General features: G+C 71.9%; 16 protein-coding genes and 1 tRNA gene. 15 read left to right on the top strand and 2 right to left on the bottom strand.

Going from position 1 to position 15,170, the window contains the following annotated elements; genetic code table 11:
- Positions 1-8: 8 nt before the first annotated feature.
- The 15 genes from AC1UE5_RS21640 to AC1UE5_RS21570 all read left to right on the top strand — a co-directional run bounded on the left by AC1UE5_RS21640 (position 9) and on the right by AC1UE5_RS21570 (position 12,843).
- Positions 9-479: a Jag family protein gene (locus tag AC1UE5_RS21640; RefSeq protein ID WP_482927458.1), complete on the top strand. Its 471-nt coding sequence runs from the start codon at positions 9-11 to the stop codon at positions 477-479.
- A 63-nt stretch (positions 480-542) separates the two neighbouring features.
- Positions 543-899 carry a DoxX family protein gene (locus tag AC1UE5_RS21635; protein WP_482927456.1) on the top strand — a complete coding sequence of 119 codons (357 nt, stop codon included), beginning with the start codon at positions 543-545 and terminating at the stop codon, positions 897-899.
- A gap of 13 nt (positions 900-912) precedes the next feature.
- A complete protein-coding gene (locus AC1UE5_RS21630; RefSeq protein WP_482927454.1) occupies positions 913-1,803 on the top strand; it encodes a sigma-70 family RNA polymerase sigma factor in 891 nt (296 codons plus the stop codon).
- A gap of 15 nt (positions 1,804-1,818) precedes the next feature.
- Positions 1,819-2,193, top strand: a complete 375-nt coding sequence (locus tag AC1UE5_RS21625) for a hypothetical protein (RefSeq protein WP_482927452.1) — start codon at positions 1,819-1,821, stop codon at positions 2,191-2,193.
- A gap of 160 nt (positions 2,194-2,353) precedes the next feature.
- The gene (gene rsmG / locus AC1UE5_RS21620; RefSeq protein ID WP_482927450.1) at positions 2,354-3,001 is read left to right on the top strand and encodes a 16S rRNA (guanine(527)-N(7))-methyltransferase RsmG; all 648 of its coding nucleotides are present in this window, start codon (positions 2,354-2,356) and stop codon (positions 2,999-3,001) included.
- 72 nt (positions 3,002-3,073) lie between these two features.
- A complete protein-coding gene (locus AC1UE5_RS21615) occupies positions 3,074-3,832 on the top strand; it encodes a ParA family protein (protein WP_482927448.1) in 759 nt (252 codons plus the stop codon).
- Between the two features lie 78 nt (positions 3,833-3,910).
- A complete protein-coding gene (locus tag AC1UE5_RS21610; protein WP_482927446.1) occupies positions 3,911-4,864 on the top strand; it encodes a ParB/RepB/Spo0J family partition protein in 954 nt (317 codons plus the stop codon).
- Positions 4,865-4,885: 21 nt separating this feature from the next.
- Positions 4,886-4,959: transfer RNA gene (locus tag AC1UE5_RS21605), tRNA-Ile, on the top strand.
- 253 nt (positions 4,960-5,212) lie between these two features.
- Positions 5,213-5,701 carry a bifunctional nuclease family protein gene (locus AC1UE5_RS21600; RefSeq protein ID WP_482927662.1) on the top strand — a complete coding sequence of 163 codons (489 nt, stop codon included), beginning with the start codon at positions 5,213-5,215 and terminating at the stop codon, positions 5,699-5,701.
- Positions 5,702-5,845: 144 nt separating this feature from the next.
- On the top strand, positions 5,846-6,901 hold the full coding sequence (locus tag AC1UE5_RS21595; RefSeq protein WP_482927444.1) for a LacI family DNA-binding transcriptional regulator: 1,056 nt from the start codon (positions 5,846-5,848) through the stop codon (positions 6,899-6,901).
- 92 nt (positions 6,902-6,993) lie between these two features.
- Entirely contained in the window at positions 6,994-8,385 is a 1,392-nt protein-coding gene (locus AC1UE5_RS21590; RefSeq protein ID WP_482927442.1) for an extracellular solute-binding protein, read from the top strand.
- A gap of 78 nt (positions 8,386-8,463) precedes the next feature.
- Entirely contained in the window at positions 8,464-9,462 is a 999-nt protein-coding gene (locus AC1UE5_RS21585) for a carbohydrate ABC transporter permease (RefSeq protein WP_482927440.1), read from the top strand.
- The gene (locus AC1UE5_RS21580) at positions 9,459-10,307 is read left to right on the top strand and encodes a carbohydrate ABC transporter permease (RefSeq protein WP_482927438.1); all 849 of its coding nucleotides are present in this window, start codon (positions 9,459-9,461) and stop codon (positions 10,305-10,307) included. Before AC1UE5_RS21585 ends, AC1UE5_RS21580 begins: the two co-directional genes overlap by 4 nt.
- Positions 10,307-11,683, top strand: coding sequence for a GH1 family beta-glucosidase (locus tag AC1UE5_RS21575; RefSeq protein ID WP_482927436.1), 1,377 nt, complete (start codon positions 10,307-10,309; stop codon positions 11,681-11,683). Before AC1UE5_RS21580 ends, AC1UE5_RS21575 begins: the two co-directional genes overlap by 1 nt.
- Positions 11,683-12,843, top strand: coding sequence for an ABC transporter ATP-binding protein (locus AC1UE5_RS21570; protein ID WP_482927434.1), 1,161 nt, complete (start codon positions 11,683-11,685; stop codon positions 12,841-12,843). Before AC1UE5_RS21575 ends, AC1UE5_RS21570 begins: the two co-directional genes overlap by 1 nt.
- On the opposite strand, the gene AC1UE5_RS21565 is transcribed toward AC1UE5_RS21570, so the two are convergent.
- Together AC1UE5_RS21565 and AC1UE5_RS21560 are read right to left on the bottom strand one after the other, a co-directional pair.
- The gene (locus AC1UE5_RS21565) at positions 12,840-13,781 is read right to left on the bottom strand and encodes a D-alanine--D-alanine ligase family protein (protein WP_482927432.1); all 942 of its coding nucleotides are present in this window, start codon (positions 13,779-13,781) and stop codon (positions 12,840-12,842) included. The two genes, AC1UE5_RS21570 and AC1UE5_RS21565, sit on opposite strands and share 4 nt — an antisense overlap.
- The gene (locus tag AC1UE5_RS21560) at positions 13,778-15,160 is read right to left on the bottom strand and encodes an aminotransferase-like domain-containing protein (RefSeq protein WP_482927430.1); all 1,383 of its coding nucleotides are present in this window, start codon (positions 15,158-15,160) and stop codon (positions 13,778-13,780) included. The genes AC1UE5_RS21565 and AC1UE5_RS21560 overlap by 4 nt, the downstream gene beginning before the upstream one ends.
- Positions 15,161-15,170 lie beyond the last annotated feature (10 nt).

Below are 15,170 nucleotides of genomic sequence, written 5' to 3'. Positions count from 1 at the left end.
TGACGGACGTGGAGGGACCGACCCAGGGCGCGCAGGCGCTCCGCGTGCTCCTCGCCCGCGTCGCCCTCGCCCTGGACATCGAGGCCGAGGTGCGCATCGAGGAGGACGCCGAGCGTCTCGTCGGCACGCTCGAAGGGGAGGAGCTCGGGCTCTTCATCGGCCGTCACGGCCAGACCATCGAGGCCGTCCAGCACTTGGCGCAGCGCGTCGTCGGCGAGCACGAGGGCGAGCCGCGCCGGCGCGTCATCGTCGACGCCGCCGGCTACCGCAGCCGCCGCGAGCAGGTGCTCCAGCGCCAGGCCGAGGAGGCCGCCGAGTCGGCGCTCTCCACCGGCCGGCCCGTCGCGCTCGACGCGATGACCTCCAGCGAGCGCCGCGTCGTCCACGAGTACCTCCGCGACCGCGGGGATGTGGAGACGCACTCCGAGGGCCAGGAGCCCGACCGCCACCTGGTGGTCACGCCCAAGCCCGCCGTCTGACGTCGTGCCGGGCGCTCGCGCCCGGCGATGTCAGGTTCTCGCCCCGGCGCGTGTCTCCGGGGCATGGAATCCCTCTACGTCGTCGTCACCGTCGTCGCGGCGCTCTCGGTCGGGTACGCCGCCGCGCTCAACTTCGCTCGCGCCGACCTGGTGAAGGTCGCCGCGGACCGCGTGCAGGTCTCCTACAGCTGGATGCTCCCGTTGGGAACGATCCTGGCGACCGGCGCGCTCGGCCTGCTCGGGGGCTTCGTGGTGCCGGAGCTCGGCCTCGCCGCCGCGGCCGGCCTGGTCGTGTACTTCACCTGCGCCGTGCTGGCACACGTGCGGGTGGGCGACCGGCACTTCCGGGCCGTGGTCTTCTTCCTGCTGCTCGCCGTCGCCGCGCTGGCGACCGGCCTCGCCCACCACGAGCCGTGGTGAGATGAGCGCGGCGATGGACGGGCAGTCTGCGGCGATCGAGGCGTTCGAGCGACATCGGCCGCGGCTCCAGGCGGTCGCCCACCGCATGCTGGGGTCGGCCGGTGACGCGGACGACGCGCTGCAGGAGGCCTGGCTGCGGGTCCGCGACCACGACCTCCGGGACGTCGACGACGCGCAGGCGTGGCTGACGACCGTGGTCGCGCGCGTCTGCCTGAACGTCCTGCGGTCGCGCCGCGCCCGGCGGGAGCGATCCTCGGTGCACGTCCCCGATCCGGTGGTGCGCCTCGCGCCGGTCGCCGACGGTCCGGAGGAGGAGGCGCTCGTCGCGGACGAGGTGGGCGTGGCGCTCATGCTGGTGCTCGACGCCCTGACGCCGGCGGAGCGCCTCGCGTTCGTGCTCCATGACGTGTTCGGCGTCTCGTTCATCGACATCGCGACCGCGCTGGGCCGGTCCGAGGCCGCTGCACAGCAGCTCGCGAGCCGGGCGCGGCGGCGGGTTCGCAGCTCCCCGTCGCGCGACGCCGACCTGGCGGGCCAGCGGCGCGTGGTCGACGCCTTCTTCGCCGCGTCTCGCGATGGTGACTTCGCGGCGCTCCTGCGGGTGCTCCACCCGGACGTCGAGCTGCGCATCGACGGTGGAACGCTCCGCGCCGAGGACTCGCGGCTCCTGCGCGGCGCCGACGCTGTCGCCGGCAACACCCGGACCTACGCGCACCTGCACCCCTTCGTGCACCCGGCGGTGGTCAACGGCGCCGCTGGAGCGGTCGTGGCCCCGGGTGGACGCCCGATGTCCGTCATGGCGTTCACGGTCAACGGCGGGCGGATCGTCCGGATCGACGCGCTGATCGACCCTGCGCGTGTCGCCGCGTTGGAGCTCGACGTTTCACGTCTTTCTCCCCCGTGAAACACTGTCCGGCGGATGGTGCCCCTCTCCGAACGTGACCAGGGACTCGTCGCCGGCCTCCTGCTGAGCCAGGGGTCGTTCGGCGGCGACGGCAAGCAGCCGCAGATCACGCTACGCATGCACACGCGGCACGAGGCGCTGTTCGCGTGGCTGATGGAGCGGTTCCCGCGGACGAAGCTGTACGGGCCGTACCACCACGGCGACCGGTCGTACTACCAGTGGATGGCCCGGGGGCAGGCGCTCGTCGAAGACGTCCTGCCGGTGCTCGACGCCGTGATCACCCCCGAACTCGACGGCCCCGCGTACACCCGTCTGGTGGAGATGCGCGAGAAGTACGCGACGGCCATCGCGCGCGCCGAGCGCCGAGCGGCGCTGGCCGCTGAGGAATAGCGGCAGGCGTTTCACGTGATGTCCCCCGGTGGAACAAGCAGCGTCCGGGGCACCGCTATGGTCGTCGCCGCCCGTGACGACCCCTCCGCCTGAGCTTCCTCCTGCCGCCGCCCGTGGTCTCGCCGCGCTCACGGAGCGATATGCCCTGAGCGACGCCGTCATGGCGCAGCTCGCCTCTCTGCTGGTGACCGTGGCCGAGGACCCGACCGCGCCGACGACCGTCACCGACCCGGTCGAGGGCGTCGATGTCCACATCGCCGACTCGCTCGTTGGGCTCGAGGTCGAGGAGCTCGTCGCCGCTCGCCGCATCGCGGATCTGGGTGCCGGCGCCGGGTTCCCGGGGCTCGTCCTCGCCGCCGCCTTGCCCGATGCGCACGTCGACCTGGTCGAGAGCGTCGGCAAGAAGTGCGCGTTCATGACGGCGGCGGCCGAGCGCGCGGGCGTCAAGAACGTCAAGGCGGTGGCTGCCCGCGCCGAGGAATGGGTAGAGGGACGGGTGGTGTGCGAGGTCGTGACAGCTCGCGCGCTGGCGCCGCTCACGGCGCTCGTCGAGTACGCGGCCCCGCTGCTCGTGCCCGGTGGAACGCTCGTCGCCTGGAAGGGCGCGCGCGACGCCGCCGAGGAGGCCGACGGGGACGCCGCTGCGGCGATCGTCGGGATGGAGCTCCGCGAGATCCGGCCGGTGAAACCCTTCACCGGGGTGGCGCACCGGCACCTGTACCTCTACTCGAAGGTCAAGGACACGCCTGCCCGTTTCCCGCGCCGCGCGGGAATGGCCCGCAAACGGCCGCTCTCAGCCACGAGCTGAGGCTGAAACTCCTCGCAGTTACCGAAAGCGACCCTGCCGTCCGACCGTGGACGCGGCTACCTTGATCCGCGCATGGGCACCGTCTACGCCATCGCGAACCAGAAGGGCGGGGTCGGCAAGACCACCACGGCGGTGAACGTCGCGGCGTGCATCGCGGAAGCGGGGTACCCGACGCTCCTGGTGGACACCGATCCGCAGGCCAACGCGACCGTCGCGCTCGGCGCGTCGAAGCTCACCACCCCGAACGTCTACGACGTCCTGGTCGGGGAGACCGAGGCGCCAGATGCGCTGCTCGACACCGAGGTGGAGCGCCTCAAGCTCCTCCCCTCGCACCCCGACCTCGCGGGCGCGAACGTCGAGCTACCGCGCGAAGCGGGCTCCGAGACCCGCCTGCGCGAGGCGCTCGCGAGCGTGCGCGACCAGTTCGCGTACACGATCCTCGACTGCCCACCGTCCCTCGGCCCGCTGACCGTCAACGCCCTCGTCGCCGCCGATCGCGTCGTCATCCCGGTCCAGACCGAGTACTTCGCGCTCGAGGGCCTCGCCGGCCTGCTCGACACCCTCCAGCTCATCCAGCGGTCGCTCAACCCGCGGCTGACGGTCGCCGGGATGCTGCTGACCATGCACGACGGGCGCACCCGTCTGGCCCGCGACGTCGAGGAGGACGTCCGCCAGCACTACCCGTCGCTCGTCTTCGACACCGTCATCCCCCGCAACATCCGGGTCAGCGAGGCGCCGAGTTTCGGCCGCCCCGTGATCCACCACGACCCGCACTGCGCCGGATCCGACGCCTACTTCGAGCTCGCGAAGGAGGTCGCGGCGCGTGGGTAGGACGACCGGGGGGCGGAGCCCCGGGGCAGTGACGCTCGTGCAGGGGATGTGCACGACGACGACAGGAGAACGAGAGGGATGCTCGCCCGCGACGACCTCAGGTCCCAGGTGACGAAGGCGAAGTCCGCACCGTCGCGGGGGATGGGCCGGGGTCTGGCCGCGATCCTCGCCGTGTCCGAGGACCAGCAGGCGGGCGACGAGCTGCGCCAGCTCGCCGTCGGCCTGATCGGCCCCAACCCGAACCAGCCGCGCAACGTCTTCGACGAGAGCGCGCTGCAGGCCCTCAGCGACTCGATCGCCGAGAACGGCGTCCTGCAGCCGGTCCTCGTCCGGCCGGTCCCGGGCGGGACGTACGAGCTGATCGCCGGCGAGCGCCGCTGGCGTGCCGCGAAGCTCGCGGGCCTGGACGAGGTCCCCGCGCTCGTTCGCCCGCGCGACGACGCCGCCTCGCTGGAGCTGGCGCTCGTCGAGAACATGGCTCGCGAGGACCTCAACCCCGTCGAGGAGGCGCGCGCCTGCGCCGCGCTCGTCGAGGAGCTGGGTCTCACCCGCGAGGACGTCGGCCGCCGTGTCGGCCGCAGCCGCGTCGCCGTGTCGAACCTCCTGCGCCTGCTCGACCTCCCGGACGAGGCCCTGGAGCTGCTGGAGGCCGGCGATCTGACCGAGGGTCACGGCCGCGCGCTCCTGCTGGCCGAGGACCACGCCACGCGCCGCCGGCTCGCACGCAGCGCCGTGGTCGAGGGCTGGTCGGTGCGCACGCTGGAGGCGCGCGCCCGCGAGGCCAACGGGACGCCGGCCTCCGGTGCGCCGAGCGGGCCGCGGAAGGCCGCCCAGGGCGGCCTCCACCCCGACCAGGAGGCCGCGCTGGCTGAGATCGCGGAGACCCTCGGGGCGGCGTTCGGGGCGGACGTGAAGGTCCGTCCGGCGGGCACCGGGTTCAAGGTCGAGCTGGTGGTCGCCGATGCTGAGGAGGCAGCGGCGCTTGCAGGCCGGATCGCTCGCGGCGCAGGCGCTACACTGCCTCCTCGCTGAGGACGTCGATCCTCCGCCCAGGGGCGATTAGCTCAGTTGGTTAGAGCGCATCTCTGATAAGGATGAGGTCGGTGGTTCGAATCCACCATCGCCCACTCGCAAGGCCCGCCATGTGCGGGCCTTCGTCGTTCCGGGGCCCCGGGCCGCGACGGAAGCGGCCAGGCGATGGCGTCGTCCCAGGGCGTCCCGCGGCTGTTCCACGTGCCGGCGGGACCGCTCCGAAGGAGACGCCGATGCACCGGAACGCTGCGGGCCCTGGGGCCGGCCTGGGCGGACCACCCGTGCCGCCGCCGTCGACGCCGGGGTGGGGAGGCCCGGCACAGCGATATGCTGCCGGAGGTGCAGGAGATGGTCATCTACGGCGTCTCTTTCGACATGGTCGGCAAGCAGCCGATCGTGCTTCTCAAGACCGTCGACTCGAACAAGTTCCTCCCCATCTGGATCGGCCACCCGGAGGCGGCGGCGATCCTCATGAAGCTCCAGGGAGCGAGCACGCCGCGCCCCATGACGCACGACCTCATGTGCGACATGCTGGGCGAGCTCGAAGTCCGGTGCACGCAGGTCGCCGTCACCGAGCTGCGCGAGAACACGTTCTTCGCCACGATCACCCTCGCCCTCAACGGCCGGGAGCTCGAGATCGACTCGCGGCCGTCCGACGCCCTCGCCCTCGCCGTGCGCTCCGGTGCGCCGATCTTCGCGGCCGAGGAGGTCATCGCGGAGTCGGCGATCGAGTTCGAGCACGAGGTCGAGGACCAGGACGAGGTCGTCGAGAAGTTCAAGGACTTCCTCGACCGCGTCACGCCCGAGGACTTCCTCGGCGGCGAGCCGAACGGCTGACGCCCGCAGCCGCCGCGAGCGACGTTCGCGGCAGGTTGCCCTTGACACACGTCGCGGCGTGTGGTCAGATGCTGCCGCGCCGCGCCGAAAACGTTTTCGGCGATGCGGGCGGAGGAGAGACCGCCCGGCGGCGCACTGGGTCTCATGGCAACTACCGGTCGCACCACCATCAAGGAGCTCGCACGCCGTAGCGGCGTGTCCGTCGGCACCGTCAGCCGCGCCCTCAACGGGTACGAGGACGTCAGCGCGGCGACGCGCGAGCGCATCCAGCAGCTCGCCCGCGAGCTCGACTACACGCCGGCGGCCGCCGCCCGCACGCTCGTCACGAGCACGAGCCACGTCGTCGGCGTCTTCCTCGACACCGGTGAGGGCCATCCGGACCTCCAGCACCCGTTCTTCCACGAGGTGCTCGTCGGCCTGAAGTCCACGCTCGGGCAGGCCGGCTACGACCTCCTCCTCTTCGCCAGCGAGGCGCCGCGCAACGGCATCGGCGACCACTCGTACCTCAACCGCTCGACGCAGCACAACGTCGACGCGGCGGTCCTGATGGGCCCCGACCCGCACGACCCCGAGGTCCGTCGCCTCAGCCGCAGCAGCGTGCCGACCGTCGGCGTCGACCTCGAGCTGGTCGGCGACCGCGCCTCGTACGTCATCTCCGACAACGTGGGCGGCGGCCGCGCGGCCGTCGCCCACCTGACCGCCCTCGGCCACCGGCGCATCGCGACGATCGGCGGCCTGCTCGACACGCGCCCCGGCCTCGACCGCCTCAAGGGCTACCGCGAGGGCCTCCAGCAGGCCGGCCTCGCGTACCGCGACGAGCTCGTCAAGAACGGCGACTTCTACGTCGAGTCCGGCTACGCCGGCGCCTGCGAGCTGCTCGACCTCCCGCCCGCCGACCGCCCCACGGCGATCGTCGCGGCCTCGGACCTCATGGCCGTCGGCGTCCTGCGGGCCGCCGCCGAGCGCGGCCTGCAGGTCCCGCACGACCTCAGCGTCGTCGGCTTCGACGACATCATGCTCGCCGCCCACCTGCACCCCGGCCTCACCACCGTCCGCCAGGACAAGGCCGGGCTCGGCAGCGCCGCCGGGCGTGCGGTCCTCCACGCGCTGGAGCACCAGGCCGCGGACGGCCCCCACGTCACCACGCTCGACGTCGAGCTCGTCGTGCGCGGCACGACGGCCGCGCCGGCCACCACCTGATCCCACGCACCACCCCGCGTCCCATGTCCCCACACCCGACACGCGAGCTCACCGAAAACGTTTTGGGTCCCTCGAGGAGGAGGAGCACAGCCGTGCAACGCAGGATCATCAGGCTCATGGCGGTGGTCGCCGCCATGGTCTTCGCAACAGCGTTCGTCGCCGCGTGCGGCGGAGACGACGACGACGGCGGCGACAGCGGCGCCGCAGCGGCCCCGGCGGCCGAGGCCGAGCTCAAGAAGGGCACGCAGGTCCGGCTCTGGATCATGAACAACGGGCCGAAGCCCGTGGAGGACACCGAGCGCCTGGTCAAGCCGTTCGAGCAGAAGACGGGCGTCGACGTGAAGGTCGAGCTCGTCGGCTGGGACGTCCAGTTCGACCGCATCCGCAACGCGGCCGTGTCGGGCGAGGGCCCGGACATCACGCAGGCGGGCACGACGCAGGTGCCGTTCTTCGCCGCGCTCGGCGGGTTCGAGGACCTGACCGACCGCACGAAGGACCTCGGCGGCGCCGAGGCCTACCCCGAGGGCGTCTGGCAGACGACCCAGGTCAAGGGGCAGGAGGGCACGTGGGCCACGCCGTGGTTCACCGAGGCCCGCGCGATCTACTACCGCAAGGACGTCCTGGAGAAGGCGGGCATCGATCCCGCCACCGCGTTCGCCGACTGGGACTCGTTCCGCCAGACGCTGGAGACGATCAAGTCCGACGCGCCGGAGATCAACGGCAAGCCCATCGCGCCGTTCGGCACGCCGGGCAAGAAGGCGTTCGACCTCGTCCACCACGTCATGCCGTTCGTCTGGGACGCCGGCGGCGCTGAGCTGAACGAGGACGCGACGAAGTCCACCATCGCGAGCCCCGAGGCCACGGAGGGCGTGAAGTACTTCTCCAGCCTCGTCCAGGACGGCCTCGCCGACAAGGCGCAGCTCGAGCGCGACGGCACGCAGGTCGAGAACCAGTTCAAGGCCGGCAAGCTCGCCGTGTGGATCGGCGGCCCGTGGGTCCTGCAGTCCGCGGAGCGCACCGACGACGAGCAGTGGAGCGAGGCGGCGCGCAAGAACGTGGCCATCGCCCCGATGCCGACGGGCCCGAACGGCGACGGGTTCACCTTCGTCGGCGGCTCGAACCTCATGATGTTCAAGTCCTCGAAGAACAAGAACGAGGCCTGGGCGCTCATGAAGTACCTGTCCGAGCCGCAGGTGCAGACCGACTACGCCGCGCTGATGGGCATGTTCCCGTCGAAGGCGGACGCGCAGGAGCAGGCCGGCACGGGCGACGAGAACGCCGCGTCGTTCCTGAAGGCGATCCAGCAGGGCCGCACGTACGCGCCGATCCCCCAGTGGGGCCAGATCGAGAACGCGTACAAGGGCCGCTTCGGGTCGATCCTCGACGAGGCGGCGAAGGGCAGCCTCGACGACGCGGGCATCCAGGCGGAGCTGAAGAAGGCCCAGGACGAGGCCGACGCGCTCCTGTCCCAGACCGCCGGCTAGCCGGACCGGGGGACCCTCCAAGGTGGCGCGGGACCGCCGTCCCGCGCCACCTCCTCCCGGAGCCGAGGCCACGCGCCCATGAGCACCACACCCGTCATCGTCGAGGTCGCCGAGGAGCGGCCCGAGCCCACCACCGCGCGCAACGGCCGCAAGCGGCGGCTGTCCGGGGGCGTCTCCCGCCGCCGGCTGCCGTACCTGCTGATCCTGCCGGCGCTGCTGTTCATGCTCGTCGTGCACCTGCTGCCGACGGCCGGCGGCGTCCTGCTGTCGTTCAAGAACCTCAACACCTTCACGTTCTCGCAGCTGTGGGACGCCCCCTGGGCGGGGTTCGGCAACTACGACTCGATCCTGTTCGACTCGACGAACCCGCTGCGCTCGGGCGTCGGCCAGGCCGCGGCGAACACCGTCCAGTACACGGTCCTCACCGTCGCCGGGACGCTCGGCGGCGGGCTCGGCATCGCGCTCCTGCTCAACCGCAAGATGCGCGGCCAGAAGATCGCGCGGACGCTGATGCTGACGCCGTGGATCGTCCCCAGCTTCGTCGTCGCCGTCATCTGGCAGTTCATGTGGCAGAGCGACGTCGGGATCGTCAACAAGATCCTCGTCGACTACACGCACCTGCTGAGCGAGCGACCGACGTGGCTGATCGGGGAGAACTCGCTGTGGGCGATCACGATCCCGTCCATCTGGCGCGGCATCCCGTTCGCGATGCTGCTCTTCCTCGCGGCGCTGCAGTCGATGCCGCAGGAGCTGCACGAGGCGGCGTCGATCGACGGCGCGGGGCCGTGGCGCCGCTTCCGCCACATCACGCTGCCGCTGCTGCGGCCGCTGATCGCGGTGCAGCTGCTGTTCCTCGTGATCTACAGCGCCTACCAGTTCACGATCCCGTTCGTGATGCTCGGGTCGAACCCGGGCCCGGACGCCGACCTGATGATGACGCTGGTCGTCCGGCAGTCGTTCTCCAACAACCTCTTCGGCTTCGGCGCCGCGGCCTCCGTGCTGCTGATGCTGGCCATGCTCGTCTGGGTGGCCGTCTGGTACGCCGCCTTCCGCCGCGACCTCCAGGAGTCCCGATGACCTACGCGCAGCGCCGCAGGCTGGGCAACCTCGCGCTCGACGTCCTCACCTGGGCCGTGCTCGCGCTGATGCTCGCCCCGGTCCTGTGGCTGCTCATCTCGGCCACGCAGGGCACGGGCCGGCTCACCACCGGCGCCTACGACCTGCTCGACCCGACGTTCGAGGCGTTCAGCGACATGTGGACGACCGTGACGTTCGGCAAGTACTTCCTGAACTCGCTGATCATCTGCAGCGTCGCGGCGCTGTTGGCGACGGCGTTCGCGGCGTCCGCCGGCTACGCGCTGGCGCGGTACCGCTTCAAGGGCCAGGGCCTCTTCTCGACGGCCCTGATCGGCACCCAGCTGATCCCCGGCTCGATGTTCCTGCTGCCGGTGTTCCTCGGCTTCATCTGGCTGAAGCAGAACACCCCGATCGCGCTGCTGGACACGCACGTCGGGATGATCCTGGTCTACACCGCGTTCTTCACGCCGGTGGCGATCTTCTTCATGCGGTCGTTCTTCCTCGCGGTCCCGCGCGAGCTGGAGGACGCCGCGATGGTCGACGGCTGCACGCCGTTCGGCGCGTTCCGCCGCATCGTGCTGCCGAATGCCGCCCCCGGGCTGCTCGCGACGTTCGTCTACGCGTTCCTCTTCGCGTGGGACGAGCTGCTGTTCGTCGCGGCGCTCACCCAGACGCGGGCCGAGACGATCCCGATCGGCATCCGCAACTTCGTCGGCAACTACAGCGAGGAGTACGGACAGCTCATGGCCGCAGGCGTGGTGTCCACGCTCCCGGTCCTGCTGGCGTTCTTCGCCACCCAGCGCTGGCTCGTGAAGGGCCTGACCGCCGGGGCGGTGAAGGGCTGATGCCGCAGTTCCCGGAGCAGTTCAAGTTCGGCGTCGCGACCGCGGCGTTCCAGATCGAGGGCGCGACGGCGGCCGAGGGCCGCGGCGAGTCCATCTGGGACACGTTCTGCCGGGTCCCCGGCGCGGTCGTCGGCGGCGACACGGGCGACGTCGCCTGCGACCACTTCCACCGCTGGGAGGAGGACCTCGACCTCATGCAGGCCATGGGCGTCGAGTCCTACCGGTTCAGCATCGCGTGGCCGCGCGTCGTCCCCACCGGCGAGGTCGTGATCAACGAGCGCGGCCTGGCGTTCTACCGCCGCCTCGTCGAGGGGATGCTCGAGCGCGACATCGAGCCGATCGCGACGCTCTACCACTGGGACCTGCCGCAGGCGCTGCAGGACCGCGGCGGCTGGGCGGCGCGCGACACGGCCGAGCGGTTCGCCGAGTACGCGCAGGTCGTCGTCGCCGACCTGGGCGACGTGGTGACGCAGTGGATCACCCACAACGAGCCGTGGTGCGCGGGCTTCCTCGGCTACGGCGAGGGCCGCAAGGCGCCCGGGATGCGGCACTGGCCGACCGCGGTCGCCGCGACGCACCACCTGCTGCTCTCGCACGGGCTGGCGATGGAGGCGATGCGGGCGGTCCGCGGGGACGCCCGGATCGGCATCGCGCTCAACCTCGCCCCGGTGCTGCCGGCCGACCCGGAGTCCGAGGCCGACGTCGCCGCCGCGGCGCGGCAGGACGGCTACCTGAACCGCTGGTTCCTCGACCCGGTGTTCCGCGGCGAGTACCCGGAGGACATGGTCGACCTGTTCGGCGGCCTGGGCGACCTGGTCCGCGACGGCGACATGGAGCTGATCTCCGCGCCGGTCGACTTCCTCGGCGTCAACTACTACAACCCGATGCGGATCGCGGACGCGCCCGACGCGCCGACGCCGATGCGCGCGCGGTTCGCCGACCCCGAGCTCCCGACGACCGCGATGGGCTGGGAGGTCGACCCCGACGGACTGCACGCGGTGATGAAGCGGGTGGTGACCGCTTACCGCGACCTGCCGATCTACGTCACCGAGAACGGCGCGGCGTACGACGACCCGCGCGTGGAGCCGGTCGACTCCGTGGTCGCCGACCCGGAGCGCAAGCGGTACCTCGAGCACCACATCGCGGCCGTGCGGCGCGCGATCGCCGAGGGTGTCGACGTCCAGCGCTACTGCGTGTGGTCGTTCCTCGACAACTTCGAGTGGGAGGAGGGGTACGCGAAGCGGTTCGGGATCGTCCACGTCGACTACCAGACGCAGCGCCGCGTGCCCAAGGACAGCGCGCTCTGGTACCGCGACTACATCGCGGCCGCGCGCAACGGAGCGGCCGCGGCCGCCAACGGCAACGGGAGGACGTGATGGCCGGCATCTGCTTCGACGGCGTCTCCAAGCGCTACGACGACGGGACGCTCGCGGTCGAGGACCTGCAGCTCGACGTGCCCGACGGCGGGTTCACCGTGCTGGTCGGTCCGTCCGGGTGCGGCAAGTCGACGGCGCTGCGGATGATCGCCGGGTTGGAGGACGTGAGCGAGGGCGCCGTGACGATCGGCGGCCGCGTGGTGAACGACCTCGCCCCGAAGGACCGCGACATCGCGATGGTCTTCCAGTCCTACGCGCTGTACCCCCACATGACGGTGGCGGACAACATGGGGTTCGCGCTGAAGATGCACGGCGTGCCCAAGGACGAGATCCGCCGCCGCGTCGCGGGTGCCGCGGACATGCTCGGCATCACCGACCTGCTGGAGAAGCGGCCCCGCTCGCTCTCCGGCGGCCAGCGCCAGCGCGTCGCGCTGGGGCGCTCGGTGGTGCGCGAGCCGCAGGCCTTCCTGATGGACGAGCCGCTGTCGAACCTCGACGCGAAGCTGCGCGTGGAGATGCGGGGCTACCTGCAGGGCCTGCACGGCGAGCTGGGCATCACGACGGTGTACGTCACGCACGACCAGACCGAGGCGATGACGATGGGCGACCGCGTGGCGGTGCTGCGCGGCGGCAAGCTCGAGCAGGTCGACGCGCCGCAGCGCCTGTACGACGCGCCGGCGAACGTCTTCGTGGCCGGCTTCATCGGCTCGCCGGCGATGAACCTCGCGCGCGGCCGGATCGACGACGGCGGCCGGCTCGTGCTCGGGCCCTTCCGGCTCGACCTCGGCGCCCGCGGGCGCGCGCTGATCGGCGCGGAGGTGGTGGCCGGCATCCGCCCGGAGGCGCTGCGCCTCGCGGACGCCGCGACGCCCGGCGACCGCGTGCTCGACCTCCCCGTCGTGCTGGTCGAGGCGCTCGGCGCGGACGTCCTGGCGCACACCGAGCTCGACGCCGAGCAGGTGCTCACCGGCGAGCTGGAGGAGGTCGCGGCCGAGCTGGGCACGGCGGCCGCGGCGGGCGTCGCGGAGGGCCGCACGCGGCTCATCGCGCGCCTGGAAGGCACCGCGCGCGTGCGCCCCGGCGACCGGCTGCGGCTGGCCGTCGAGCCCGACGCGATCCACCTGTTCGACGCGGAGAGCGAGCGCGCGCTGACCGTCTAGGCGGCGCGCGGCGTGAGCGCGAGGGCGACGACGCGCTCGACGAACGCGTCGAAGGAGATGCCGGCCGCGTCGGCGGCGAGCGGGAGCAGCGAGGTGTCCGTGAGGCCCGGGACCGGGTTGACCTCGAGCAGCGTCAGCTCGCCGCTCTCGCGGTCGCACATCAGGTCCACGCGTGCGAAGCCCCGGCAGCCGAGCAGCTCGTAGGCGGCGACCGCCAGCTCCTGGGCGCGAGCGGTCGCGTCGTCCGGCATCTCCGCGGGGCAGACGAACTGCGTGCGGCCGATGTCGTAGCGCGCCTCGAAGTCGTAGAAGTCGCGGTCCTGCGGGACGGCCTCGACCACCGGCAGCGCCTCGCCGTCGAGCACCGACACCGCGAGGTCGCGGCCGCCGACGTAGCGCTCCAGCAGCACCTTGTGGTCGTAGGAGAACGCGGCGATCAGCGCCGTCGGCACGTCCGCGCCCGACTGCGCGAACTTGATCCCGAGCGCGCTGCCCATCCGCGCCGGCTTGACGACGAGCGGGAAGGCCAGCCGGTCCTCGATCGCGCCGAGCGCCTCGGCGGCGCCCAGCTCCTTGAACGCCGCCTGCGAGAACGCGAAGAAGTCGGGCGTCGGCAGCCCGGCGTCGGCGAACGCGTACTTGGCGAGGATCTTGTCCGCGCACTTGATGCACGCCGAGACGCCCGAGCCGGTGTACGGGATGCCGAGCACCTCGAGCACCTCCTGCACGGTCCCGTCCTCGCCGTCGCGGCCGTGCACGGCGATGAACGCGACGTCCGGCGCGGCGGCGCGCAGCTGCGAGACCAGGCCGGGGCCGACGTCGATGCCGATGACCTCGTGGCCGAGCCGCTCCAGCGCGTCCTCGACGCGTGCGCCCGACCGCAGCGACACGTTGCGTTCCAGCGAGCGCCCGCCCTTCAGGACCGCGACGCGGCTCACGACTTGCGCGCCGCCGACGAGCCCTCGCCGCCCTCGCGGCGCGGGAGGTGCAGCACGTTGGTGGGCTCCTCCGCGGCAGGAGCCTGCGTGGGCGGCGCGGATGCGGGCTTCCCGCCGGTCAGCGTGCCGTAGAGGTCGACCTGCTCGCGCACGACCGCGCCGATGCGCCGGATGCCCTCGCGGATGTCCTCGTCGGACACGCCGGAGAAGTTGAGCCGCATCGACGAGCCGCCGCGGCCGTCCATGTACGCGCCGCGGCCGGGCACGAACGCGACGTTGGCCTGCAGCGCGCGGGCGATCAGGTCGCTCGTGTCGATGTAGTCCGGCAGCGTCGCCCACAGGAACAGGCCGCCGCGCGGGCGCGTCCAGGTCGACTCGGCCGGGAAGTGCTCGGCCAGCGACTCGAGCATCACGTCGCGCCGGCGCCGGTAGATCTCGATCACCGAGTTGAGGTAGACGCGCCAGTCCGACTCGCGGAAGTAGGCCGCGACGAAGCACTGGGTCATCGACGACGTGCACAGGTCGACGCCCTGCTTGCCGAGGTTCATCTTGTCCAGCACCGGCGGCGGCGCGGCGGCCCAGCCGATGCGCAGCCCGGCGGACAGGATCTTCGAGAACGTGCCGAGGTAGATGACGAACCCGCCGTCGTCGAGCGAGAACAGCGTCGGCAGCGGGTCGCCCTCGTAGCGCAGCAGCCCGTACGGGTTGTCCTCCAGCACGAGCAGCTCGCGCTCGTTGGCGACCTCGACCAGCCGCTTGCGGCGCGGCACCGACATCGTCACGCCGGCAGGGTTCTGGAAGGTCGGGATCGTGTAGATGAACTTCGGCCGCCGGCCCTCGCGCTCCAGGCGGTCGAGCGTCTCCTCCAGCTCGTCGACCCGCATCCCGTCCTCGTCCATCGCGACCTGCACGACGTCGGCCTGGTAGGCGCGGAACGCCGGGATCGCGCCCGGGTAGGTCGGGGCCTCGGCGACGATCACGTCGCCCGGGTCGATGAGCGTCTTGCAGACGAGGTCGATGACCTGCTGGCCGCCGGTGGTGACGAGCAGGTCCTCGTGGTCGACGACCATCCCCTCGGCGCCCATCACCTCGACGATCGCGTCCTTCACGAGCCCGTGGCCCTCGGTCGGGCCGTACTGCAGCGCCTTCGCCGTGTTCTCCGCCGCGACGATCGACTGGATCTTCGCGTAGAGCTCCGGCGGGAAGGTCGAGGTGTCCGGGAAGCCGCCCGCGAGCGTGATGACCTCGGGCCGCTCGGCCAGCGCCATCAGGTCGCGCATGGCGCTCGACGTCATCACGCGCGTGCGTGAGGCGAACAGGCCCGCGTACCGCTCGAGGTCGCGCGCCGCCGGACGGGGGCGTTTGGGCGGGTGGCTCATCTGGCAGGGT

The organism is Parviterribacter multiflagellatus (genome assembly GCF_056863265.1).
This window is presented reverse-complemented; position numbering and strand designations above follow the sequence as displayed.

Bases quoted from the DNA above. Each gene is read 5' to 3' on its own strand.
- AC1UE5_RS21630 (WP_482927454.1), top strand. From the start codon at position 913: ATGGACGGGCAGTCTGCGGCGATCGAGGCGTTCGAGCGACATCGGCCG.
- AC1UE5_RS21615 (WP_482927448.1), top strand. From the start codon at position 3,074: ATGGGCACCGTCTACGCCATCGCGAACCAGAAGGGCGGGGTCGGCAAG.
- AC1UE5_RS21595 (WP_482927444.1), top strand. From the start codon at position 5,846: ATGGCAACTACCGGTCGCACCACCATCAAGGAGCTCGCACGCCGTAGC.
- AC1UE5_RS21610 (WP_482927446.1), top strand. From the start codon at position 3,911: ATGCTCGCCCGCGACGACCTCAGGTCCCAGGTGACGAAGGCGAAGTCC.
- AC1UE5_RS21570 (WP_482927434.1), top strand. From the start codon at position 11,683: ATGGCCGGCATCTGCTTCGACGGCGTCTCCAAGCGCTACGACGACGGG.
- AC1UE5_RS21635 (WP_482927456.1), top strand. From the start codon at position 543: ATGGAATCCCTCTACGTCGTCGTCACCGTCGTCGCGGCGCTCTCGGTC.
- AC1UE5_RS21560 (WP_482927430.1), bottom strand. From the start codon at position 15,160: ATGAGCCACCCGCCCAAACGCCCCCGTCCGGCGGCGCGCGACCTCGAG.
- AC1UE5_RS21575 (WP_482927436.1), top strand. From the start codon at position 10,307: ATGCCGCAGTTCCCGGAGCAGTTCAAGTTCGGCGTCGCGACCGCGGCG.
- AC1UE5_RS21625 (WP_482927452.1), top strand. From the start codon at position 1,819: ATGGTGCCCCTCTCCGAACGTGACCAGGGACTCGTCGCCGGCCTCCTG.
- AC1UE5_RS21585 (WP_482927440.1), top strand. From the start codon at position 8,464: ATGAGCACCACACCCGTCATCGTCGAGGTCGCCGAGGAGCGGCCCGAG.
- rsmG (WP_482927450.1), top strand. From the start codon at position 2,354: ATGGCGCAGCTCGCCTCTCTGCTGGTGACCGTGGCCGAGGACCCGACC.
- AC1UE5_RS21580 (WP_482927438.1), top strand. From the start codon at position 9,459: ATGACCTACGCGCAGCGCCGCAGGCTGGGCAACCTCGCGCTCGACGTC.
- AC1UE5_RS21600 (WP_482927662.1), top strand. From the start codon at position 5,213: ATGGTCATCTACGGCGTCTCTTTCGACATGGTCGGCAAGCAGCCGATC.